The organism is Streptomyces sp. NPDC006602 (assembly GCF_042870385.1).
Taxonomy (GTDB): Bacteria; Actinomycetota; Actinomycetes; order Streptomycetales; family Streptomycetaceae; genus Streptomyces.
Genome location: NZ_JBIAHG010000005.1, coordinates 123,583 through 144,025 on the forward strand (window position 1 = coordinate 123,583; position 20,443 = coordinate 144,025).

The window sequence follows — 20,443 nt, forward strand, 5'->3', positions numbered from 1 at the left end:
CGTACCTCCGGTACGGCCCTCTGCTACCGCGCGTCGATCAGGTCGTGCGGCGGCACGGTCACCGTGCGGGCGCCCGGCTCACCCGCGAGGACGACCTTGCGCAGCGCGACGTTGTTGTCGGTGTTCGTCTCCTGGAGGCGCTTCTCCGGGTTGGCGATCACCTGGATGTAGTACGTGCCGTTCGGCAGGTCGGTGATGTCGAAGGACTGCCCGGGACGGTACTGGGTGTACGTGTCACCGGAACCGACGTCGAGGACCTCGCGGACGGAGATCGAGTTCTGCTCACCGCAGGCGGTCGACAGATCGGTGTTGTACGGCTTCCAGTTGGCGTTCTTCACCGTGTAGTCGACGGCGTCGGTGTTGGCCAGGCAGAACGCCTCCTTGCCGCTGCGCACCTCCTTGGTCTGGTCCTCGCTCAGCAGCCGGTAGCTGGCGAAGTCCGTGAAGTGCCAGTGCTCGTGGCCGCTTCGCGGGTCCCACTCCATGGTGCCGGTGGGCGTGTACCCGACCTGCTTGCCGTCGGCGTCGTAGAAGTACTGGTAGGCGTCCATCAGGTCCTTGCCGGGGCTGCGGAACCCGTCCACGACCAGCGGAGCGGGACCGGCGTTCCAGACGTTCGCACTGAACGCGAGGTAGTCCTTGCCCGCCACGTCCCCGTCCTCGCCGTCGGTGATGGCGATGTCCCACGCCGGCAGCGAACGCAGGTCCGGCTTGGGCACGCTCGCCGCGACGCCGGCCCGGCCGGTGGGCCGCTTGGTGTTGGGGGTCAGCGCGGGCGCGATGCGGGAGCCGTCGGTGTGGCCGCTGCCGTCGCCCAGGTGGTGGGCCGTACCGCGGTCTTCGAGGGCGTGGGAGAGGGCGGGGGGTGTGGGTTCGTCGGCGCCACGGGGGCCGTAGTGGTGGGAGGCGCCGGTCGCGGCGGCGTCGTGGCCGCCGCCGTGGTGGGCGGAGGTCCTGAGCCCGGCCGCCTCGCCGTCGGTCTGCTCCCGTACGGTCACCTTGATGGTCGGCTGGTCGTCGGGAATGTCGAACAGGTCGCGGTACTGCTTCGCCACCGACACCTTGGCCGTGTACTCGCCCGCCGGCAGGTCCACCGGGCTGTCGTAGTCGACCGTGCTGGAGTTGGACGCCCAGCCCTTCTCTACACCCCACACCGAGCCGAGCGTGAACGGGTTGGTGGGGCAGCTCTCCGGATAGTGCGAGGTCGCGGGGGCGTCGGGACGGAGGCGCCCGGAGGCGTTGTTCGGGCAGAAGGTCCCCTTGCTGGTCGTCACCTCCTTGCCGGACGCGTCGGTGATCGACACGTCGAGGAAGCCCGGCAGCCCCGAGAAGTCCTTCACCAGCCCGGCGGGCAGGGTCTTGGTCCGCGTGCTCTTCCCGTCGCGCAGGATCTGCCGGGCGACGATCGGGTCCTTGTACGACTTCCGGGTCACCTTGAACTCCAGCGGCGCGTTGTCGACCGTGACGTACGTGCCGAGGTCGAGGTAGACGCCGGAGTCCCACTCGTAGCGGTCGAGCGTCACGGAGTTCGACGCGGCGATCAGCTTCAGCTTCGGCTTGCCGGGCGTCGCCTCCGCAGCCTCCGCTCCGGTGCCGGGGACGGCTCCCGCTCCCGTGACGACGACGGTGAGCGCGGCCGCGGCGGCAAGTGCGGAGCGTTTTAAGCGAGTCATCGGTTCTTGTCTCCCAGGTGTGCTCGATCAGGTCTGTGCCTGTGCCTGTCTCTGTGAGCGCCCTGTGAGAGTTGTGAGAGCCGTGTCGGGGTTGCTTGTTGAGGATGAAATGACGTGGGGGGACGCGAACTGACGCGAACTAGGCGTCCGAGTGGCCGAGTTCGATGTCGTGATCGTCTACTCCACGGTGATGCGGCAGCGCGCCGTCAGGCTCCGATCCGTTGTCCGTCTCCCTTCACACGGGCGATCACGGCGGAAACGGCGGCGGTCACGGCGAGACTTCCCACCAGGACCATGCTCACGCCGACCATGAAGAGGCCGCTGGCATCGTCCGACCAGTCGTAATAGGCGGCTACGGTCAGGCCGAGCGTGGTGCCGCGCACAGCGCCCGCGACGTGGTGTCGGGACGCCGCCCAGTACACGGGCACCAGCAGGGTCAGCACCAGCCCGATCACCTGCCAGGCCTCGTAGGGGCCGGTCGTCGTACCGTCGGGCTGCACGTCATGATGCTGGTCCCAGCCCAGCCAGGCGGCCCACGCCGCCAGCGACACCCCGGCCAGTACGAGCACCGGCAGCAGTTGGAGAACAGTCTTCGGCAGTCGTCCTTGGCTCATGTCCCCAGCGTTTCGGCTCGCCCCGTCACCGGCCAGAGCGGAAGTACTCAGCTCCGCCCGAGTACGTGAGCCATCGGTGGTCGTGATCTCGAACCAGGCTGATCAAGAAGTCGGTAAGAACCACGCGCCGCGCGCCCCTCGGCCACAACCTTCCGTCTCGCCCCCTTTCGAGGCGGCCCGCCCGCGGCTTCCGGCCTCCAACTGACGGAAAAGGCCTACTGGAAGGTCCTGTTGAGCAGGTCCAGCAGGGCGCTCCAGTGACGTTCCGTCGCCTCCGCCGCGTACATCGCCGTGTCGGCCTGGGTGAAGCCGTGGTGGGCGCCCTCGTAGACCTCGGTGCGGTGGCGGACGCCCGCTTCCGTGAGGGCCTTGTCCAGGCGGTCGATGTGTTCGGCCGGGTTGGTGGAGTCCTGGTCCGCGTGGCCGAAGTAGAGCTCGGCCGTGATGTGTTGGGCGAGGAGGTGGGGACTGTCGGGGGCGTCGGTCGCCAGGTACGCGCCATGGAAGCCGGCCGCGGCGGCGATGCGGTCGGGGTGGGCGCCGGCCGTGCGCAGGGCGAGGCCGGCGCCCATGCAGTAGCCGGTGACGCCTGCCGGGCCGTCGGTGGTCAGCGGGGACGCGGCCAGCCAGTCGAGGTAGGCGGCGGCGTCGCGCATCGCGGCCTCGGGGGTGAGGGTCTCGGCGGCCGGGCGGAGGGCTTGGAAGATCTCCGGGCGCTCCGCCGGGTTGATGAACTCCGGCAGGCCCACTATCGGTGCGCGGCCGTAGCGGTGGAAGACGTTGGGGACCAGGACCGTGTAACCGGCCCCTGCCAGGCGGTCCGCCATCGACTTCAGGTGCGGGCGCAGGCCGAAGGCGTCCATGTAGAGGAGGACGGCGGGGTGCGGGGCGCCGTCGTCGGGGTGGGTCAGGTAGGCGTCGGCGGTGCCGTCCGGGGTGGGGATGTCGACGGGCGAGCCTTGCGCGGGTGTCATGGGGGCCTTTCCTGCTCCTGCGGCACGGCCGCGGTGTCGGTCTGCGTGAAGAGGAGTGCCTGGATTGAAACCGAGTGTCACGTTAGCCACTGAGTACCGACACCGCAAGCGTGGTTCGAGGAGCGGGCTACGATCGCCGGGTGACCGGAGCAGCAGGACGCACGAGCGCGAGCGCGAGTACGCGTACGAACACCCGGGACATCGCCCGGGCCGCCGTACGGGGCGAGCTCACCCAGGTCGCCTTCGAGCTGTTCCGTCGCGAGGGCTTCGACAAGGTCACCCTCGACGACCTGGCCGCGGCCGCGGGGGTGTCCCGGAGCACCTTCCTGCGGTACTTCGGCAGCAAGGAGGAGGCCGTCCTCGCCGCCTTCGACGGGCATGACCGGCGGGTCGCCGACGCCCTGCGCGCCCGCCCCGCCGACGAGGACGACTGGACGGCGCTGCGGCGGGCGCTGGACACGGTCATCGGGCGCTACCACGAGGACCCGGCGGGCGCGCTGGCGACGACCCGGCTGGTCCGGGAGACTCCGGCGCTGCGCGCCCGGCACCTGGAGAAGCAGCTCGGCTGGCGGCCCGCGCTGACCGAGGCGCTCGCGGAGCGCGTTGGCGGTCCGGGGTCCGTGACCCTCCGTCAGACGGTCCGGGCGGCCGCCGCGCTCGACTGCCTGAACGTCGCCCTCGACCACTGGACCGCCTCCGACGGCCGTCTCGACCTGGTCGCCCTGCTCGACGAGGCGTTCGCGGCGCTGGCGCCGTCGAGCACGCCCCGACCATCGAGCACGCCCCGGCACCGGTAGGCAGCGCGCAGCGGTACTTACTCGGCCGACGGCACGCGGCGCAAAATCATGTGACCCAGGCCACACGCTCGCCACCCATATGGGCGATAATCGGAACCATGAGTACCGCAACGTTTGTACTGGCGGCCTCGTCGAGCGATGTACTCAACGTGATCGCCGCTTTTGGCGGTGGCCTGATCATCGCCGGTGCGCTGGTGTGGGCCGTGCAGTTCGGCATGCGGGTCCAGGAGCGGGAACTGCCCCGGCCCCGCCCCGAGGAGCAGGCTCACCTTCCCCCGACCGGCGCCATCCGCGAGATGCGGGAGGCGCGGGAGCCGGACGAGATACCCGTAGCGGAGGACAAGCGGGAACGGCTCATGCCGTATCAGCTCCACCACGCCGGCACCAGACGCGGAAAGGATCAGCGCCGAAAGCGCTGGCTGCCCGGTTCCAGCGGTTCCTTCGGCAGCGGCGGCATCGGGCACGTATGACCACGTAGGTCCACGTAGGCCCACATAGGACCGACCGCGGCCAGGAAGATGCCGGTCATGCGGGCCCACTCGGCGCCCCTGAGGATGCCGGCGCCGGTGAGCGCGGCCACCGCGCCCAGGACGACCAGGATCACGCCCCAGCCGGTGAGGTTGATCTTGTAGACGTAGTCGCCGAGATTGGCCCACACGTCGTCCTCGGCGAGCGCTGAGATGCCCTGGAAGATGGCCATGACGCCGTTCATCAGCATCAGGACGCCGGCGAAGACGACGCCGCCCGTGGCCCAGGCGGTCTCGGTCGGCGTCGGGGTGAGGCTGTGGCCGGTCCGGTCGGGCGGCATGCCGGCCGGGCGGCGCATGTCGTCTCGGACCGACGACTGCCGCTCGCCCGTCGGCGGCTGTGCGGTTGCTGGGTCATGGACCGGCCCCGTTCTTCCGAGTCTGCGAGTGGTTCGAGTCGTACGACCGCCTCGACGATCGACTGCTTCGACGATCGACTGCCTCGACGATCGGGCGGCACGAGGTCCGTCGCCATGAGGGCGGGCCGATCGGGTGACGCCCGGCATGCGCCCGTACGCCCACGGACCTTCACTGGAAGCTGGAAGCCCGTGCGGCACCCGAAGAGCACCGCACCCCGGGAGGCGACATGGCCCGTTACCGAGCGCGCCGGTCGACCGGCGCCGCGCTGACGGCCGTCATGGCCGCCGCGCTGATCACGCTGGCCGGCTGCTCCGACGACGACAGCCCCTCGGACGCGGTCAGCAGGGCGGCGTCCGCGGCGCGTTCGGTGGCTTCTGAGGCCACGGACGCGTTCGCGTCGGCGACGGCGGAGGCGGGCCGGAAGTTCGACGAGGTCAAGGGCGGCGTCGACGCGAAGGACGACGTGAAGCTGGGCACCCCGGGCACGGACGGCGACGGCCGTACGACGGTCGACGTCGCCGTGGACAACACCGCCGGCTCGACGAAGTCCTTCCTCGTCCAGGTCGACTTCACCGACCAGGGCGGCAACCGCGTCGACACGGTCGTGGTCACCGTCTCCGACGTCTCGTCCGGCGAGTCCGGGAAGGCCACGGCTCACAGCACACGGAAGTTGAGCGGCGAGGTGGGGGCGAAGGTGGGACGGGCGGTGCGGTACTGAACGGTGCGCGGACGCGTCCACCGTCACCCGAACGGCCCTGTCCATCCGCGCACCCCACGCCCGTCCCCGTCCAATGAACAGGTCAGCGCACGGCACCGCGGCGACAGGGCAGGGCGATGAGCGAGACACCGATGAGCAGGACGCCGGTGGTCTTCACCGAGCAGGACTATGCGGACCGCATGGCCCGGGCCGCCCGGGACGCGGTCGACGCCGGACTCTCCGGGATTCTGGTCACCCCCGGCCCCGACCTGGCCTGGCTGTGCGGCTACCAGCCCACCGCGCTCACCGAACGCCTCACCTTGCTGGTGCTGGTCCCCGAGTCGGAACCCCGGCTGCTGGTCCCGGCGCTGGAACGCCCGGAGGCGGAAGCGGCCCCCGGCGCGGGCGCCCTGCGACTGTCGGAGTGGCGGGACGGCCAGGACCCGTACGCGGCGGCGGCCGGTCTGCTGCGCCCCAGCGGCCACTACGGCGTCTCCGACGCCACCTGGGCCCTGCACCTCCTCGGCCTCCAGGAGGCCCTGCCGCTCACCACCTACCGCGCGCTGACCACCGCGTTGCCGATGCTGCGGGCGGTCAAGGACGAGCACGAGGTGGCACGGCTGGCGGCGGCGGGGGCGGCGGCGGACGCGACGTACGAGGAGATCCTGTCCGTACGGTTCGCCGGGCGCCGGGAGACCGACGTGGCCGCCGACCTCGCCCACCTCCTGCGCCGCCACGGGCACAGCCAGGTCGACTTCACCGTGGTCGGCTCCGGACCCAACGGCGCGAACCCGCACCACGAGGCCGGGGAACGCACCATCGGGGACGGCGACATGGTGGTCCTGGACTTCGGCGGTCTGAAGGACGGGTACGGCTCGGACACCACCCGGACCGTGCACGTCGGCGAGCCCACGGACGAGGAGCGGGCGGTGCACGACGTCGTGCGGCAGGCGCAGCAGGCCGCCTTCGAGGCCGTGGAGCCCGGTGTGCCGTGCGAGGAGATCGACCGGGTGGCCCGGACGGTGATCGAGGACGCCGGCTACGGCGAGTACTTCATCCACCGCACCGGCCACGGCATCGGCGTCACCACGCACGAGCCGCCGTACCTCGTCCAGGGTGAACAGCGGCCGCTGGTACCCGGGATGTGCTTCTCCATCGAGCCCGGCATCTATCTGCCCGGCCGCTTCGGCGTCCGTATCGAGGACATCGTGACGTGCACGGAGACGGGCGGGCGGCGGTTGAACAGCACCCCGCACGACATGGCCGTAGTCGGCTGAGGCGTGGGGGCTCACGCCATCCAGAAGAAGACCGCCGTCATCCGCTTCTCCTCCAGCGTGCGGCCGGAGTAACCGGTCGCGCTGTGCACGAGGTTGGCGTTGTAGAGGAGCAGCCGGTTGTACTTGTGGGGCACGCGGACGTCCTCCTCGAAGGCGTCCGGGGCGACGAACCGGGTGCCGAGGGCGTCGACGAGGCTGTTGTGCGGGGCCTGGACGACGTTTCCGCCGAGCCGGCCGCCGGGCAGGGACTGCCGGTAGAAACTGGTGCCGCAGTCCTTGGGAACGCCGGGGTTGAGGTAGAGCACGGCCGCGTACCGGCACAGGGAGCGCGAGTCGGTGTGCGGGCGGGGCGTGCTCTCGCCCTCCCCGACGACCTGGACGCAGTTGTGGTTGAGGGTGCCGCCGCCCGGCGTGCGCTGCACCCACAGTTCCTTCGCGCCGGTGGCCTGTCGCACCAGCCGCTCCACGCGGGCCAGTTCGGACGGCTCGAGGCCGGGCATCGCCCGCAGCCCCGGCCATGCCTCGGGCTTGTGCGGGTAGCCCTCGGTCCAGTCGTCCTTGGCGAGGCAGCGTGCCCGTACGGCGTCCGCGTCGGCGGTGGGCAGTACGTCGTCCAGGACCCAGTAGTCACGGCCCTTGGTTGGCTTGCGGTAGGGGAGGACGGGAAGGGACGTCCGCGGGGGAGCCGGAGTCCCGGCCGGGCGCCACTGCGCTGACATGGACATGCAGGCGACGCTATCTCCGGGGTCTGTCTGCTCTCGCCCGCGAACGGGTCAAGCTTGCGTCAATCCCGACCGGCCGGTCCCACCGTGACGGTGATCTGCTCGCTCGGCGCGCCGACCCCGTTCAGCGTCGCCGTCGCCTGGAGCCGGCCCACGCCCGCCGGGAGTGCGGAATCCGGTACCCAGGACCATGTTCCGTCGGCCGCCACGGTCGTCACGCAGACCTCCTCCTCGAGGGCGTCGCGCACGGTGACCTGCGCCCCGTGGTACGCCGTACCGGCCACCTCCGGCCGCTCCGGCAACGGCACCCCGGTAGGGGCGAGAGATGTCGGGCCGTACGGGCGAGCTGTCCACGACCGGCCGCCCACCGACGAGGAACGCGCCCAGGGGCCGATTCTTTACCAAATCAAAAGGTTCCGTCTGCATCCGCATCCGTACCTCTGTACGTCCGACCCGCCCACCGGCGGGCATCCCGACCGGGCAGGAGACACGGTGCGCTTTTCGCGGAACACGATGGGGACGCTTTTCGTGGGCGGTGCTCTCACACTGACCTTGGGTGCGCTGGCCTATCCCTCGATGCTCGGCCTCGACACCGTCTCCAGCGCCCAGGACCGGGTCATCGCCCAGACACAGTGGGGGCCGTTGACGGAGGCGGACCGGGACTTCGTGGTGAAGGTGCGCGCGGCCGGGCTGTGGGAGTACCCGCTCGGGCAGATCGGCCTGAAGAAGGGGACGAGCCCGGAGGTCAAGACCGCGTCCGAGCACCTCGTGGACGGACACGCGGCGCTGGACGCCAGCTGCCGCAAGATCGCCCCGATGCTGAACATCACCCTGCCGAACGTGGCGAGCCCGCAGCAGGTCTCCTTCGTGAACCAGATCGACTCGCAGACCGGCGCGGCGTTCGACTCCAACTTCGCCAACATCCTGCGGATCACGCACGGTTCGATCTTCAACACGGTCGCGAAGATCCGTTCCACCACCAAGAACAGCCTGGTGCGCCAGCTGGCCGACCAGGCCAACAACACCGTCCTGGACCACATCACGGTCATGGAGAAGACCGGCCTGGTCAACTTCGACCAGGCCCTCTTCCAGCAGACCACCCCGCCGAAGCTGCCCTCGGACGACCTCACTCCGCCGCCGCCGCAGCCGGGCGAGCCGATGGTCGTCCTCACCCCGCCGGCGACCGCGACCGCGACACCGACCATCACGCCCTGAGTCCGCCGTCGGGGCGACCGGCCCTGGCCCTGTCGTTCAGCGAGCGAGCCAGACGGTGGTGTCCGGCCCGATCCGCCCGTCGTCCAGCGGCGCGCTGCTCAGCACCACCTCACCCGGCGGCAGCGGCAGGGCCGTCCCCGACAGGTTGGCCACACACCGCCAGCCGTCGTGCCGGGCGAAGTCCAGCACCCCTGCCGGGCTGTCGGCCGCCCAGGTCAGCGACTCGCCCTCGAGCAGCTTGCGGCGCAGCTTGAGGGCCGTGCGGTAGAGCTCCAGCGTGGAACCCTCGACCCCGTCCTGCGCCTCGACGGCGTACGCCGCGAAGCTCTCCGGCTGCGGCAGCCAGGCACCGCCCGCGCCGAAGCCGTACGAGGGCCCCGTCGTCGTCCACGGCAGCGGCACCCGGCATCCGTCGCGGCCCTTGCGGACGTGTCCCGTCTGTTCCCAGATGGGGTCTTGGAGGACCTCGAAGGGCAGGTCGGCGACCTCGGGCAGGCCGAGTTCCTCGCCCTGGTAGACGTACGAGGACCCCGGCAGCGCCAGCATCAGGAGCGTGGCCGCGCGGGCCCGCCGCAGGCCCTTCGCCGGGTCGATCGCGGGGGCGTGGCCGCCGGACAGCAGCCAGGCGTTCTCGTCGGTGCCGGGCGGGAGCAGCAGGCGGGAGGCATGGCGCACGACGTCGTGGTTGGACAGCACCCAGGTGGCGGAGGCGCCGGCCGTGCGCGCGGTGGTGAGGGCGTCGGTGATGACCTGACGCAGTTCGTCGGCGTCCCAGCCGGCCTGCAGGTACTCGAAGTTGAAGGCCTGGCCGAGTTCGTCGGGGCGGGCGTACAGCACCCGGCGGGCGTTGGGCACCCAGGCCTCGGCGACCGCCATGCGGGGCGGGGCGTAGGTGTCGAAGACCTTGCGCCAGTCGCGGTAGATCTCGTGGACCTCGTCGCGGTCGTAGTAGGGATGGCTGCCGGGCGGCATGTCGTCGAGGACCTGCTCGGCGGCGGCCGAGAGGTCACCGAGGTCGCGCAGCGGCTCGGTCAGGTCCTTGGCGAGGGCGTGGGCGACGTCGACGCGGAAGCCGTCGACCCCGCGGTCGGACCAGAAGCGCAGGGTGGTGCGGAAGTCGGCGCGGACCTCCTCGTTCGACCAGTTCAGGTCGGGCTGTTCGGGGGCGAACAGGTGCAGGTACCACTGCCCGTCCGGTACCCGTTTCCAGGCGCTGCCACCGAAGACGGACTGCCAGTCGGTGGGCGGCAGTTCGCCCTGCGCGCCGCGGCCGTCGCGGAAGACGTAGCGGTCGCGGGCGGGCGAGCCGGGCCCGGCGGCGAGCGCCTCCTGGAACCAGACGTGCGTGTGGGAACTGTGGTTGGGAACGAGGTCGACGATCACCTTGAGGCCGAGTCGGTGGGCCTCGGCGGCGAGCGCGTCGAAGTCTTCGAGGGTGCCCAGGCGGGGGTCGACGTCGCGGTGGTCGGAGACGTCGTAGCCGCCGTCGGCGAGTTCGGAGGGGTAGAAGGGGCTGAGCCACAGGGCGTCCACGCCGAGCGCGGCGAGGTGGTTCAGGCGCCGGGTGATGCCTCGCAGATCGCCGAGCCCGTCACCGTCGGCGTCGGCGAAGCTGCGGGGGTAGATCTGGTAGACGACGGCCTGGCGCCACCAGTCGGGGTTCTTGGAGGAGAGGTCGGGAAGGTCGGGGCGGTCTGGATTCCGGTCTGTCACGCGGCGGTCTCCCTCATGGCGGTCGTGACGGTGTTCAGGGGGCACTCGGGTACCTGCCCAGTACCTGTTCAGTACTGTCCACATTGCCGGGAAAGCGAACTCGAACGCCGTCGGAGTGATTCATTCCCTGTGTGGCGGAATTGTGATGGAGTTCTGAACTCCCTCTGCATATCCGCAGGTTGACAGCGTTCCGCAGAGAGATCCACGATGAGCGAGCACTGTGTCGCATGTGACCAATGGGGCCAGTGTTTTCAGACCGGTGTTCCCGGTGTTCATCGGTGTTCCGGTGTTCTCGGAACACACGCCACCCCTCACACACATCCGATGGGATCCGCATGTCGATAGCCAGACGTGTCACCGCGCGCCGCCTGCTGGGGACGGGCGCCGCGGCGCTCGTCCTCTGTTCCGCCTCCGTCGCCGCCGCCTCCGGCGCCTGGGCCACCGGCACCCCCGGTGGCGACGGCTGGAAGTCGGGTGGGTCGTACAAGCCCGGCACCGGCGCGGGCACGGAGACCGGGACCGACCGCTGCCAGTTCTCGCTGGACGGCACGAGCTTCTACGACTCGGTCAAGGTCGACGACCAGAACCTGAAGCCGACCGACGACGGCAAGGTCCACATCAAGGTCCGCACGGCGGGCGACGCGACCACCTGCACGGCCTCCCTGGCCTCCTACCTCGCCCACGGCGCCACCTTCGGCACCTCCGGCGAGCAGGTCTTCGTCGACTTCGACACGGTGACCGTCAAGCCGGGCCAGACCGAATCCCTCGACATCGCGGTGCCGGACGCGGGCTGCTTCGCGCAGATCGACCTCTACCGCGGCGCGGTCAAGTTCGACGGCAAGCCGGACGCGAACGACGGCTTCGTCCACGGCGACCTGCCCAAGGGCCCGGACCGCCCGGTCATCAAGGACAAGCTGATCGCGGCCTGGAACGGCGGCACGAAGGACTGCACGACGGCGCCGTCCAAGCCGCCGGTCAGCTCGACGCCGACCCCGACTCCGTCGACGCCGGAGTCCACCGTGCCCTCGACGCCTGCCGAGGAGTCGACGCCCCCGGCGACGCAGCCCCCCTCCGGGTCTCCCTCTCCCTCTCCCTCGACCGAGGCCCCGACCCCGTCGGCCTCCGAGTCCACCACCGCCCCCGCCACCACGCCGAACGGCGGTGGCGGCGACCTCGCGGAGACCGGCGGCAGCAGCGCGACCGGACCGATGGCGATCGGTGCGGCGGTGCTGCTCGCGGGCGGCGCGGGCATCGTGCTGGCGACGCGGCGTCGCAAGGCGGCCCGCTCGTAGTCAGGTGCGGTTGGTGTAGTCGGCGCCGGTCGGGCGGTTTCAGCCCGACCGGCGTTCGGGCTCAGGACACGGAAATCGCCCCCGCCGCCCCTTCCCTTCCCGTCCCTGGGGGCTGCGCCCCCAGACCCCCGCTTCGGCCCGAAGGGCCTCGTGCTCAAACTCCCCCAGAGAGGCTAGAAGTTGCGCAGTGCTTGAGGAGCGAGGCGATGTCGGGGTCCACCACCCGGTAGCGCACGATCCTTCCCTCCTTCTCGCCCTCCACGACCCCCGCCGCCCGCAGCAGCCTGAGGGCCTGTGACACGGCGGGGTCGTTCATGCCGGTGGCGATCGCCAGGTCGGAGACGGCCAGAGGGCCGGTCCGGTGCAGGGCGAGCAGCAGGGCGAGCCTCTTGGGATCGGCGAGGAGGGCGAAGCGGTCGGCCCAGGCGCGGACATGGCCCGGTTCGCCGATCGCGGCGATCGCGTCGCACACCCGGTGCCCGTCGATGGTTCGGCGATCCGCTCGGTCGGCCGGAACGAGATGCATGCCGCCATCCTCGCAGGCACCCCTATGTGATCTTCCATACCTGCGCAGGTACGCAGCTATGCAGGAGACGGCTCACCCCCCTACGGTGGGCGGGCCGTGGTGCTCGGGAAGCCGGTGACGGTCCCTCAGGGACCCATGCCGGAGCGGCCCTCGCCACTGTGATCGGGGAGTTTCCGTCCCGTCCGGCGCAAGCCGGGCCACTGGTCGCAAGACCGGGAAGGCAGGAACGGACACGCACGACCCTCCCCCACTCTCGACTTCGCTCGAGGGGGAGGTACCCCTAAGAGCTCCGAACAAAAGTGGAGTCCGATCAGCTCGCGGCGTCTGGTGCGTGCGATCGCAAGGCGCCGGAAGCTCCTCGTAGCGGAGCTACTAGGGGCTTTCGGCAACGCGGCGAGCGTGCGTGCCAGACGCCGCGAGCCGGGCTCCACTTTTGTTCGGAGCTCTAAGCCAGGAGACCGGCCACGGCATCTCACGAGTTGATCCACGAGGTGCTGGAGCGTGACCGGATGACCCTGCCCAACCCTGCCCGGAAGTCTGCGTCGGTCCCCGCCCCGACGTCCTTCAAGTGGCGCCGGGAGGACACCCTCAAGACCGCCGGACTGATGGCGGTCGTCGCCGCACTGCACGTCGTCGCCTTCGGAATCCTGTTCCTCCTCGTCGCCCCCGGGCACTACGAGGTCGGCAACAAGGCCTTCGGCATCGGCCTCGGCATCACCGCCTACACCCTCGGCATGCGGCACGCCTTCGACGCCGACCACATCGCCGCGATCGACAACACCACCCGCAAGCTGATGGCCGACGGCAAGCGCCCGGTGTCGGTGGGCTTCTGGTTCGCGCTCGGCCACTCCAGCGTGGTCGTTCTCCTCGCCCTGCTGATCGCGGGCGGCACCCAGCTCGCCGGAAAGGTCATGAACGAGGGCTCCAGCACCCACCAGGTGCTCGGCTTCCTCGGTACGACGATCTCCGGCACCTTCCTCTACCTCATCGCCGCCCTCAACCTGGTCGCCCTGCTCGGCATCCTGAAGGTGTTCAAGGCGATGCGGGCGGGCGCGTACGACGAGCAGGAACTCGAACAGCACCTGGACTCCCGCGGGTTCATGAACCGGATCCTCGGCCGTCTCACCAAGTCCATCAGCCGCCCGGGCCAGATGTACCCGCTCGGCTTCCTCTTCGGCCTCGGCTTCGACACCGCCACCGAGGTCACCCTGATGGTGATGGCGGGCTCGGGAGCGGCGGCCGGTCTGCCCTGGTACGCGATCCTCTCCCTGCCCCTCCTCTTCGCCGCCGGCATGAGCCTGTTCGACACGCTCGACGGCACGTTCATGAACTTCGCCTACCAGTGGGCGTTCTCCAACCCGGTCCGCAAGGTCTTCTACAACCTCACCATCACCGGCCTGTCCATCGCCGTCGCCTTCTTCATCGGCACCATCGAACTCGTCGGCGTCCTGCACGAGAAGCTCGACCTGAGCGACACGGTCACCACCTGGATCGCCGACATCAACCTCGACAGCGTCGGCTACGTCATCGTCGGCCTGTTCATGGTGGTGTGGGCCGCCGCCATCGGCTACTGGCGACTCGCCAAGGTCGAACAGCGGTGGGCGGTACGGCCGGCGGCGGAGACGCGCTAGACACCCTCCACCGTCGTCAGACGCCCTCCACCGTCGTCAGCCACAGCTTCACGTAGCGCTCCACGTCCACGCCCAACGCCACGTCCACCAGCGGCTGTTCGCGGGTGCCCTCGTGGATCTCGGACTCGCCGGGGCGGGGGCGGCGGTCGGCGATCGTCTGGCCGCGGGTGGGGCCCGGGGCCAGGCTCACCTCGAGCGGGAGGCGTTCGGTGGTGATGCCCCCCGGGTCGACGACCGCGCAGATGGCGCCCGCGTCGCCGAGGCCGCCCGTGGGGGTGGGGTCGCCGGAGGTGGCCGGGTCGCGGTGGGCGAGGAGTTCGCCGGCCAGCCGGAGGCGGGGTTCCGCGCTGGCGCGCAGTCGCTGGACGTCCCCGGCCGGGACGAGGACCTGCTTGAAGACGTCCAGGCCGTACATGGTGATCGGCACCCCTGCGGTGAGCAGGATCGCGGCCGCCTCCGGGTCGTGCCACACGTTGAACTCCGCGACCGGCGTGGCGTTCCCGGTCGCCACCGCGCCGCCCATGAACACGATCCGCTCGATGTTGCGCACCACCTCGGGGTGGGTGCGCAGCAGCAGCGCGATGTTCGTCAGCGGCGCGGTGGGGATGAGGGTGACCGGCGTCGGCGAGGCGAGGATCTCGCGGCGCAGCAGCGTCACCGCGTCCACGTCGACCGGCCGACGGGTCGGAGCGGGCAGCCCGAGGTCGCCCATGCCGTCCTCGCCGTGCACGTGCCGTGCCGTCCGCACCGGCTCGATCAGCGGGCGCTCCGCGCCCCGCGCGACCGGGATGTCACCGGCCCCGGCCTGCTCCAGCACGGTCAGGGTGTTGCGTACGACGCCGTCCACGTCGGTGTTCCCGGCCACGCAGGTCACCGCCCGTACGTCGAGCGCGGGATGCCGTACGGCGAACAGCAGGGCCAGGGCGTCGTCGACACCCGTGTCGCAGTCGATGATCACCGGGATGGGCTGACCGGTCACGGCGGGGTTCCTCTCTCTACGGGCTACGACGGGTTACGCCAGCGACCTTACGCAGCCGCCCACAGTTCGGTCCCGCGATCACCGACCCTGGCCGCGATCCGGTCCAGCAGCTCCCCGACCGGCACCGCTCCCGGACGGCTCCCGTCCCGCAGTCGTACGGCCGCCAGGTCGCCCTCGGCCTCCCGCTCCCCGATCACCGCCTGGTACGGCACGAGTCGCGCCGCCCGGATCCGGGCGGCGAGGGTGCCGTCGCCGGGGCCGCGGACTTCCGCCCGAAGTCCGCGCGCGACCGCCTGCCGTACGACCTCGTGGGCCCGCTCCTCCTGCGCGTCCGCCACCGGCAGTACCACGAGTTGTACGGGCGCGAGCCACGCCGGGAACGCGCCGCCATGCTGCTCGAGGAGATGCGCGACCGCCCGTTCCACGCTGCCGATGATGCTGCGGTGCACCATGACCGGCCGGTGTTTCGCCCCGTCGGCGCCGATGTAGTGCAGGTTGAAGCGTTCGGGCTGGTGGAAGTCGATCTGGACGGTGGAGAGGGTGGACTCGCGGCCGGCCGGATCGGCGATCTGGACGTCGATCTTGGGCCCGTAGAAGGCGGCCTCGCCCTCGGCCGCCTCGTAGGGGATCCCCGACTCGTCGAGGACCTCCCGCAGCAGTGCGGTGGCCCGCCGCCACAGGTCCGGGTCGGCGACGTACTTGCCGCCCTCGCCGGGGAGGGAGAGCCGGTACCGGGCGGCCCGGATGCCGAGATCGGCGTACGCGCGGCCAATGAGCTCGAGGGCGTCCCGGGCCTCGTCCACGGCCTGCTCCAGGGTGCAGAAGATGTGCGCGTCGTTGAGCTGGATGGCCCGGACCCTGGTCAGACCGCCCAGCACCCCGGACAGCTCGGAGCGGTACATTCCGCCCAACTCGGCCAGGCGCAGAGGTAGTTCACGGTAGCTGTGGGAGCGGGAGCGGTAGATCAGCGCGTGATGCGGACACAGGCTCGGCCGCAGTACGACCTCCTCCGCGCCCAGCTCCATCGGCGGGAACATGTCCTCGCTGTAGTGGGACCAGTGCCCCGAGATCTCGTACAGCTCCCGCTTGCCGAGCACCGGCGAGTACACGTGCCGGTATCCGGCGGCGCGCTCGGCCTCCCGGACGTACTCCTCCAGGGTGTGCCGTACGACGGCCCCGTCGGGCAGCCAGTACGGCAGCCCCGCGCCCATCAGCGGATCGGTGTCGAACAGGCCCAGCTCACGGCCGAGCCGACGGTGATCGTGCGCGCCGTTCATGGCGTTCTTGGCGGTCATGGCGTTCATGGCGTTCATGGCGGGCTCTCCTCACGGTGACCGGAGACGAGCCCCCACACGGCAAAGCCCCGGGGCACTCGCCCCGGGGCTTTCGACTGAGTCAACTGTCAGCGCGCCGGGACCCTCTCCGGCGTCGTCGTGAGAAACACGGGCACTACGTGGGCGCGCTGCATGGAGGGACGGTAACAAGGGGCCGAGGAACGGGGCGATCGATTTTCGCAACCTCGCAAGCCGCGGGCAGTCGTACCGCCGGGGCGGCATGGGTGGGCGCGGGCGGCGCCCCGTCAGCGCCGGGTTGCGCACCCCACCCCTCCCCTCAGCACCGATCCCCTCACCCGTACGGCCCGGCTCACTGGTGGACCGTCACTCCCGGTGGTGCCGTAAGAGGGCGTACTCGATCTTGGCAGCCCTCAGGAGAGACCTCGATGACCCCACCCCCGGCCCGCACTCTCGCCGCCGCGCTCACGCTGTGCGCCCTCCTGACCGCCACCGCCTGCTCCGCCCTCACCACCCCGCCCACCGCCGAGAAACCCGACCTCGCCGCCACCACACCCACCCCGCACCCGAAGAGCCCGGCCGCCACCCCCGACCTCACCCAGGCCCAGGCGCAGGCCACGCTGCTCACGGAGGTCGACCTGGGAGAGCCGTGGACGCCCACGCAGGGCGCCGCGACCTGGCACGACGCGGTACTCAAGGCGACCACGAAGAAACGGGACTGCCAGCGTCTGTTCGACACCCTCTACTCAGAGGAGTTGTTCGGCGCGGACGCCCGCCCCCGCGCGGTGGTCGGGCTCGACGACGACTGGAACGAGACCCAGTTGCGCCAGCAGGTCGTCGCGCACCCGGCGGCGGACGTGGACCGCACGCTGGCCTGGCTGAAGAAGCTGCCGAAGAAGTGCGCGCGGTTCACGGTGAAGACCGCCCGGGGCGACCTGCACGACGTCGAGGTCGGCAAGGCCGCGCTGCCGGAGGTGGGGGACGCCCGGCAGGGCCTGCGGGTCCTCGTGTGGGGAGAGACGGCCGACGGCGAGCCCGCCGCGTTCACCTTGGACGTCGCCGTCGTCCGCGTCGGCGACGACGCGATCGGCCTCACCCACGGCGGCTTCGGCGAGGTGGCGCCCGAGGTCGCGCAGGCGGTCGTACAGCTCGGGGCGCAGCGCCTGACGGAGGTCCGCAGGAAGGGACGGGTGGAGGTCTGAGTGCCGAGGACCAGCACGGCCTGCTCGACGCCGTCGGCGCCACGCCGGTCCGGTCGGCGCCACGCCGGTCCGGTCGGCGCCACGCCGGTCCGGTCGGCGCCACGCCGGTCCGGTCGGCGCCACGCCGGTTCAGTCCTCGTCGCCGTCCCGGTCGAACCTCGTCCGGTGTGCGATCACGTCACGCGACAGTTCCAGCGCCGTACGGCTCTGTGCGAAGGCGTGGGCGCGCAGCCGGGCCAGTGCATCGTCGGCGTCGACGCCGAGCTGGGCCATGATCATGCCGATGGCCTGGTAGACCTCGTCCCCCTCCTTGGCCAGGCCGCCGAGCCACGGTTCCGGGCCCGGGCCCCCGTTCTCGTCCCCTCGGGGCAGCTCCATCAGGGCGACCGTCATCACGCCCGCCACGAGCAGCGCGGTACGCAGGTCGCGGGGCGTGAGCTCGCCGGGGGTGTCGCGGTAGAGGTCGAGGGTGCCCACGCACACGGCCTCGTTGCCCAGCGGGATCGAGTAGATCGCCCGCACCCCGGCGGCCGTGGCCTGCTGGGCGAGGACCGGCCAGCGTCCGGCGTCCCGCCCGGTCGTGAGGTCGCAGGCGAGCACGGGGACGCCTACACGGGCGGCGTACAGGCAGGGCCCGTCGCCCAGGGTGGCCTGGATCTCCGACAAGCGGGCGGCCCGCTCACTGCTCGCGCTCAGCCGTACCGGCATGCCTTCGCTGTGCAGCGCCACACTCGCGTCGGCCACCGGCAGCAGCTCGACCGCCACGCCGCACAGCCGCCGCGGGATGTCCTTGGGCTCGGCGTCCCGCACGCCCTCCGCGATCATGTCGACGTCACGCATGCGGTCCTGGGCCAGTTCACGCTCGGCGTGGCGTTCCGACGCGCCTGGAGGCTCGGAGTATCCGGGCTGCGGAGAGGACCGGGGGCGACCGCGGTCGCCGCCTTCCGTTCCGTACCGGCCGGGCTCGTCACCGTGGGCGCCGTCCGGGCCGTCCCTGGGACGCACGGCCACCGCCTCCTTCGTCACAGAGCGCCCACCGTCGTAAAGGACCCGCTCGGGGGCGACGCCCGACTACCCATGGGCCGAAGGGCGAAACCCACCCGGCGTCCCCTCCGGCGTTCCCTCGGCTACCGCTGCTCGTAGGGATCCGCCGGCTGCCTCACCCGCTTCACCGACGTGGCGTCGAGCACCGCCGGCCAGGCCGCGTCGCTGCCCAGCTCCCCCCTGGGCAGCCAGGTGCCGGTGACGGTGATCCAGGTGTCGACCGGCGGGGCGTCGTCCCCACGCACCTCGACCTTGCCGGCCGTCGCGTCGGCGGCGCAGCAGGTGACGTAGAGCCGCGTGACGTACCAGGTGCCGTCGTCGCCGTGGGTGACGAAGCCGGTCATGCGGACCGTACGGCCGTTCAGCGACCGCCCGCTGTCGTAGATCGCCCGGGAGCTGAACTCGGCGAGGGTCAGCTCCACCGGGTCCCCGGAGGCGAGCGCCGGGAAGGTCCCGACCCCCTGCGACGCCCGCTGGGCGGCCTCGCGCCCGGCGCTGTACGAGCCGAGCGCGGGCGGCGGGAACAGCAGCAGGGCGAGGGCGGGGAGGGTGAGGAGCCAGGCGATGCGGGGGCCGTGGTGATGGTCGTGGCCGTGCTCCCCTTGATCTCCGTGCTCCGCGTGCTCCCTGTGCTCGTCGTGCTCCCCGGGCTCGTCGTCGGCGGGCGCGAACCGCCGTACTGCCGCCATCGCCACCCCCAGCAGGACCAGCAGCACACCCGACACGACCAGATACGGCCGCAGTGCCGCCTGCACATACCGCAGATACAGCTCGCTGAGCAGCGAGATCCGCAGGATCGCCGCGCCCATGAGGACGAGGAGGAGGGGGGAGCCGTACCGTCGCACGCTCACAGCAGCCACCATCCCACCAGCACGCTGCTCGCCAGGGCCACCACCCAGGTCGCGGCCGAGAACCGTACGGCGAAGGCGCGCCCGAAGGTCCCCGTCTGCAACGCGATCAGCTTCAGGTCGACCATCGGGCCGACGACCATGAACGCCAGCCGGGCGGTGGGTGAGAAGCCGCTGAGCGAGGCGGCGACGAACGCGTCGGCCTCACTGCACACGCACAGGACGACCGCCAGGACGGCCAGCAGCAGCACCGACAGCCACGCGGAGCCGGTGAAGACGTCGAGTACGGAGCGCGGGACGGCGATGTTGAAGGTCGCCGCGGCCGCCGCGCCGAGGACGAGGAAGCCGCCGGCGTGCAGGAAGTCGTGTTGGAGCCCGGCGCCGAAGGCCCGCAGACCGCCCCCGCCGGCCGGTGCGCGCCGCTTGGGCAGCCGTATCCACTCCTCCCGCCCGAACCGGGCCCACAGCCAGCCCATCACCACCGCCGTCCCCAGTGAGGCGACCAGCCGGCCGAGCACCATCTCGGGCTGCCGGGGGAAGGCGATGGACGTCGCCACCAGCACCACCGGGTTGATCGCGGGCGCGGAGAGGAGAAAGGCGAGGGCGGCCGCCGGGGCCACGCCCCGGCTCATCAGGCTCCCGGCCACCGGCACGGACGCGCACTCGCAGCCGGGCAGCACGACCCCCGCGGCTCCCGCGACCGGGACGGCGAGGGCCTGGTTGCGCGGCAGGAGCCGCTTGAACACCTTCTCCGGTACGAAGGCTCCGATCGCCGCCGAGACGACCGTACCGAGCAGCAGGAACGGCACGCCCTGGACGGCGACCGCCGTGAAGACGGTCCACCAGGCGGCGACGGCCGGGGTGTACAGGTCGAGCGCGAGCATCGGCCCGAGGACGGAGAGGACCGTCGCGATGGCGAGCAGCGCCGCCCCGCCGAGGACCGCGTACACGAGTGCGCGCACGGCGAGGCGCAGGCTGTCGCCCGCCGTCGGTTGGTTCTCCACGTGCCTGTCCCGGTAGTGCGTCTGTCTCGGCTGTATCGGCCGTACCGCTGTCTCCG

21 protein-coding genes and 1 riboswitch are annotated in these 20,443 nt (G+C 71.3%); of the genes, 8 read left to right on the plus strand and 13 right to left on the minus strand.

The genetic code is table 11. The features are described from left to right. Window positions 1-23 precede the first annotated feature (23 nt). The 3 genes from ACFYO2_RS15650 to ACFYO2_RS15660 form a co-directional block, all read right to left on the minus strand. Window positions 24-1,673, minus strand: a complete 1,650-nt coding sequence (locus ACFYO2_RS15650; protein ID WP_388348832.1) for a lysyl oxidase family protein — start codon at window positions 1,671-1,673, stop codon at window positions 24-26. A gap of 206 nt (window positions 1,674-1,879) precedes the next feature. Continuing rightward, complete coding sequence (locus tag ACFYO2_RS15655) at window positions 1,880-2,287, minus strand: hypothetical protein (protein WP_388348834.1); 408 nt, start codon at window positions 2,285-2,287, stop codon at window positions 1,880-1,882. A 215-nt stretch (window positions 2,288-2,502) separates the two neighbouring features. After that, window positions 2,503-3,261: a dienelactone hydrolase family protein gene (locus tag ACFYO2_RS15660; RefSeq protein ID WP_388348836.1), complete on the minus strand. Its 759-nt coding sequence runs from the start codon at window positions 3,259-3,261 to the stop codon at window positions 2,503-2,505. 140 nt (window positions 3,262-3,401) lie between these two features. Here ACFYO2_RS15660 and ACFYO2_RS15665 point away from each other — a divergent pair, with 140 nt between their 5' ends. Then, on the plus strand, window positions 3,402-4,058 hold the full coding sequence (locus tag ACFYO2_RS15665) for a TetR family transcriptional regulator (protein ID WP_388348838.1): 657 nt from the start codon (window positions 3,402-3,404) through the stop codon (window positions 4,056-4,058). Window positions 4,059-4,156: 98 nt separating this feature from the next. Next, window positions 4,157-4,528, plus strand: a complete 372-nt coding sequence (locus ACFYO2_RS15670) for a DUF6479 family protein (RefSeq protein WP_388348840.1) — start codon at window positions 4,157-4,159, stop codon at window positions 4,526-4,528. On the opposite strand, the gene ACFYO2_RS15675 is transcribed toward ACFYO2_RS15670, so the two are convergent. Beyond that, window positions 4,459-4,884: a hypothetical protein gene (locus ACFYO2_RS15675; RefSeq protein ID WP_388348842.1), complete on the minus strand. Its 426-nt coding sequence runs from the start codon at window positions 4,882-4,884 to the stop codon at window positions 4,459-4,461. The genes ACFYO2_RS15670 and ACFYO2_RS15675 overlap by 70 nt on opposite strands. A gap of 287 nt (window positions 4,885-5,171) precedes the next feature. On the opposite strand from ACFYO2_RS15675, the gene ACFYO2_RS15680 reads away from it, so the two are divergent. Then, window positions 5,172-5,663 (plus strand): hypothetical protein, encoded by a 492-nt coding sequence (locus ACFYO2_RS15680; RefSeq protein ID WP_388348843.1) that lies wholly within the window; start codon window positions 5,172-5,174, stop codon window positions 5,661-5,663. A 116-nt stretch (window positions 5,664-5,779) separates the two neighbouring features. Then, entirely contained in the window at window positions 5,780-6,919 is a 1,140-nt protein-coding gene (locus ACFYO2_RS15685; RefSeq protein ID WP_388348845.1) for a M24 family metallopeptidase, read from the plus strand. Window positions 6,920-6,930: 11 nt separating this feature from the next. Here the strand turns inward: ACFYO2_RS15685 and ACFYO2_RS15690 are convergent, their stop codons facing one another. Next, window positions 6,931-7,638, minus strand: a complete 708-nt coding sequence (locus ACFYO2_RS15690) for a DUF6445 family protein (protein WP_388349593.1) — start codon at window positions 7,636-7,638, stop codon at window positions 6,931-6,933. 65 nt (window positions 7,639-7,703) lie between these two features. Continuing rightward, complete coding sequence (locus ACFYO2_RS15695) at window positions 7,704-7,943, minus strand: hypothetical protein (RefSeq protein ID WP_388348847.1); 240 nt, start codon at window positions 7,941-7,943, stop codon at window positions 7,704-7,706. A 211-nt stretch (window positions 7,944-8,154) separates the two neighbouring features. On the opposite strand from ACFYO2_RS15695, the gene ACFYO2_RS15700 reads away from it, so the two are divergent. Further along, entirely contained in the window at window positions 8,155-8,856 is a 702-nt protein-coding gene (locus ACFYO2_RS15700; protein WP_388349595.1) for a DUF4142 domain-containing protein, read from the plus strand. Window positions 8,857-8,892: 36 nt separating this feature from the next. Here the strand turns inward: ACFYO2_RS15700 and ACFYO2_RS15705 are convergent, their stop codons facing one another. After that, window positions 8,893-10,569, minus strand: coding sequence for a glycoside hydrolase family 13 protein (locus ACFYO2_RS15705; RefSeq protein WP_388348849.1), 1,677 nt, complete (start codon window positions 10,567-10,569; stop codon window positions 8,893-8,895). Window positions 10,570-10,904: 335 nt separating this feature from the next. On the opposite strand from ACFYO2_RS15705, the gene ACFYO2_RS15710 reads away from it, so the two are divergent. Further along, the gene (locus ACFYO2_RS15710) at window positions 10,905-11,861 is read left to right on the plus strand and encodes an LAETG motif-containing sortase-dependent surface protein (protein WP_388348851.1); all 957 of its coding nucleotides are present in this window, start codon (window positions 10,905-10,907) and stop codon (window positions 11,859-11,861) included. Between the two features lie 154 nt (window positions 11,862-12,015). On the opposite strand, the gene ACFYO2_RS15715 is transcribed toward ACFYO2_RS15710, so the two are convergent. Further along, on the minus strand, window positions 12,016-12,387 hold the full coding sequence (locus ACFYO2_RS15715; protein WP_388348853.1) for an ArsR/SmtB family transcription factor: 372 nt from the start codon (window positions 12,385-12,387) through the stop codon (window positions 12,016-12,018). A gap of 80 nt (window positions 12,388-12,467) precedes the next feature. Beyond that, window positions 12,468-12,869, plus strand: a riboswitch (cobalamin riboswitch). Between the two features lie 27 nt (window positions 12,870-12,896). Here ACFYO2_RS15715 and ACFYO2_RS15720 point away from each other — a divergent pair. Next, window positions 12,897-14,018 (plus strand): HoxN/HupN/NixA family nickel/cobalt transporter, encoded by a 1,122-nt coding sequence (locus ACFYO2_RS15720; protein ID WP_388348855.1) that lies wholly within the window; start codon window positions 12,897-12,899, stop codon window positions 14,016-14,018. A 16-nt stretch (window positions 14,019-14,034) separates the two neighbouring features. On the opposite strand, the gene ACFYO2_RS15725 is transcribed toward ACFYO2_RS15720, so the two are convergent. After that, window positions 14,035-14,997, minus strand: a complete 963-nt coding sequence (locus tag ACFYO2_RS15725; RefSeq protein ID WP_388348857.1) for a nucleoside hydrolase — start codon at window positions 14,995-14,997, stop codon at window positions 14,035-14,037. A gap of 47 nt (window positions 14,998-15,044) precedes the next feature. After that, window positions 15,045-16,310 carry a threonine--tRNA ligase gene (gene thrS, locus ACFYO2_RS15730; RefSeq protein ID WP_388348859.1) on the minus strand — a complete coding sequence of 422 codons (1,266 nt, stop codon included), beginning with the start codon at window positions 16,308-16,310 and terminating at the stop codon, window positions 15,045-15,047. Between the two features lie 407 nt (window positions 16,311-16,717). On the opposite strand from thrS, the gene ACFYO2_RS15735 reads away from it, so the two are divergent. Beyond that, window positions 16,718-17,491, plus strand: coding sequence for a hypothetical protein (locus tag ACFYO2_RS15735; protein ID WP_388348861.1), 774 nt, complete (start codon window positions 16,718-16,720; stop codon window positions 17,489-17,491). Window positions 17,492-17,620: 129 nt separating this feature from the next. On the opposite strand, the gene ACFYO2_RS15740 is transcribed toward ACFYO2_RS15735, so the two are convergent. The 3 genes from ACFYO2_RS15740 to ACFYO2_RS15750 all read right to left on the minus strand — a co-directional run bounded on the left by ACFYO2_RS15740 (window position 17,621) and on the right by ACFYO2_RS15750 (window position 20,387). Continuing rightward, a complete protein-coding gene (locus ACFYO2_RS15740; RefSeq protein WP_388348863.1) occupies window positions 17,621-18,502 on the minus strand; it encodes a GAF and ANTAR domain-containing protein in 882 nt (293 codons plus the stop codon). 116 nt (window positions 18,503-18,618) lie between these two features. Further along, window positions 18,619-19,380: a TIGR03943 family putative permease subunit gene (locus tag ACFYO2_RS15745; RefSeq protein WP_388349597.1), complete on the minus strand. Its 762-nt coding sequence runs from the start codon at window positions 19,378-19,380 to the stop codon at window positions 18,619-18,621. A 2-nt stretch (window positions 19,381-19,382) separates the two neighbouring features. After that, the gene (locus tag ACFYO2_RS15750) at window positions 19,383-20,387 is read right to left on the minus strand and encodes a permease (RefSeq protein WP_388348864.1); all 1,005 of its coding nucleotides are present in this window, start codon (window positions 20,385-20,387) and stop codon (window positions 19,383-19,385) included. Window positions 20,388-20,443 lie beyond the last annotated feature (56 nt).

Bases quoted from the DNA above. Each gene is read 5' to 3' on its own strand.
- ACFYO2_RS15650 (WP_388348832.1), bottom strand. From the start codon at position 1,673: ATGACTCGCTTAAAACGCTCCGCACTTGCCGCCGCGGCCGCGCTCACC.
- ACFYO2_RS15675 (WP_388348842.1), bottom strand. From the start codon at position 4,884: ATGCGCCGCCCGGCCGGCATGCCGCCCGACCGGACCGGCCACAGCCTC.
- ACFYO2_RS15720 (WP_388348855.1), top strand. From the start codon at position 12,897: ATGACCCTGCCCAACCCTGCCCGGAAGTCTGCGTCGGTCCCCGCCCCG.
- ACFYO2_RS15715 (WP_388348853.1), bottom strand. From the start codon at position 12,387: ATGCATCTCGTTCCGGCCGACCGAGCGGATCGCCGAACCATCGACGGG.
- ACFYO2_RS15735 (WP_388348861.1), top strand. From the start codon at position 16,718: ATGACCCCACCCCCGGCCCGCACTCTCGCCGCCGCGCTCACGCTGTGC.
- ACFYO2_RS15655 (WP_388348834.1), bottom strand. From the start codon at position 2,287: ATGAGCCAAGGACGACTGCCGAAGACTGTTCTCCAACTGCTGCCGGTG.
- ACFYO2_RS15685 (WP_388348845.1), top strand. From the start codon at position 5,780: ATGAGCGAGACACCGATGAGCAGGACGCCGGTGGTCTTCACCGAGCAG.
- ACFYO2_RS15680 (WP_388348843.1), top strand. From the start codon at position 5,172: ATGGCCCGTTACCGAGCGCGCCGGTCGACCGGCGCCGCGCTGACGGCC.
- ACFYO2_RS15670 (WP_388348840.1), top strand. From the start codon at position 4,157: ATGAGTACCGCAACGTTTGTACTGGCGGCCTCGTCGAGCGATGTACTC.
- ACFYO2_RS15700 (WP_388349595.1), top strand. From the start codon at position 8,155: ATGGGGACGCTTTTCGTGGGCGGTGCTCTCACACTGACCTTGGGTGCG.
- ACFYO2_RS15690 (WP_388349593.1), bottom strand. From the start codon at position 7,638: ATGTCAGCGCAGTGGCGCCCGGCCGGGACTCCGGCTCCCCCGCGGACG.
- ACFYO2_RS15660 (WP_388348836.1), bottom strand. From the start codon at position 3,261: ATGACACCCGCGCAAGGCTCGCCCGTCGACATCCCCACCCCGGACGGC.
- ACFYO2_RS15710 (WP_388348851.1), top strand. From the start codon at position 10,905: ATGTCGATAGCCAGACGTGTCACCGCGCGCCGCCTGCTGGGGACGGGC.
- thrS (WP_388348859.1), bottom strand. From the start codon at position 16,310: ATGAACGCCATGAACGCCATGACCGCCAAGAACGCCATGAACGGCGCG.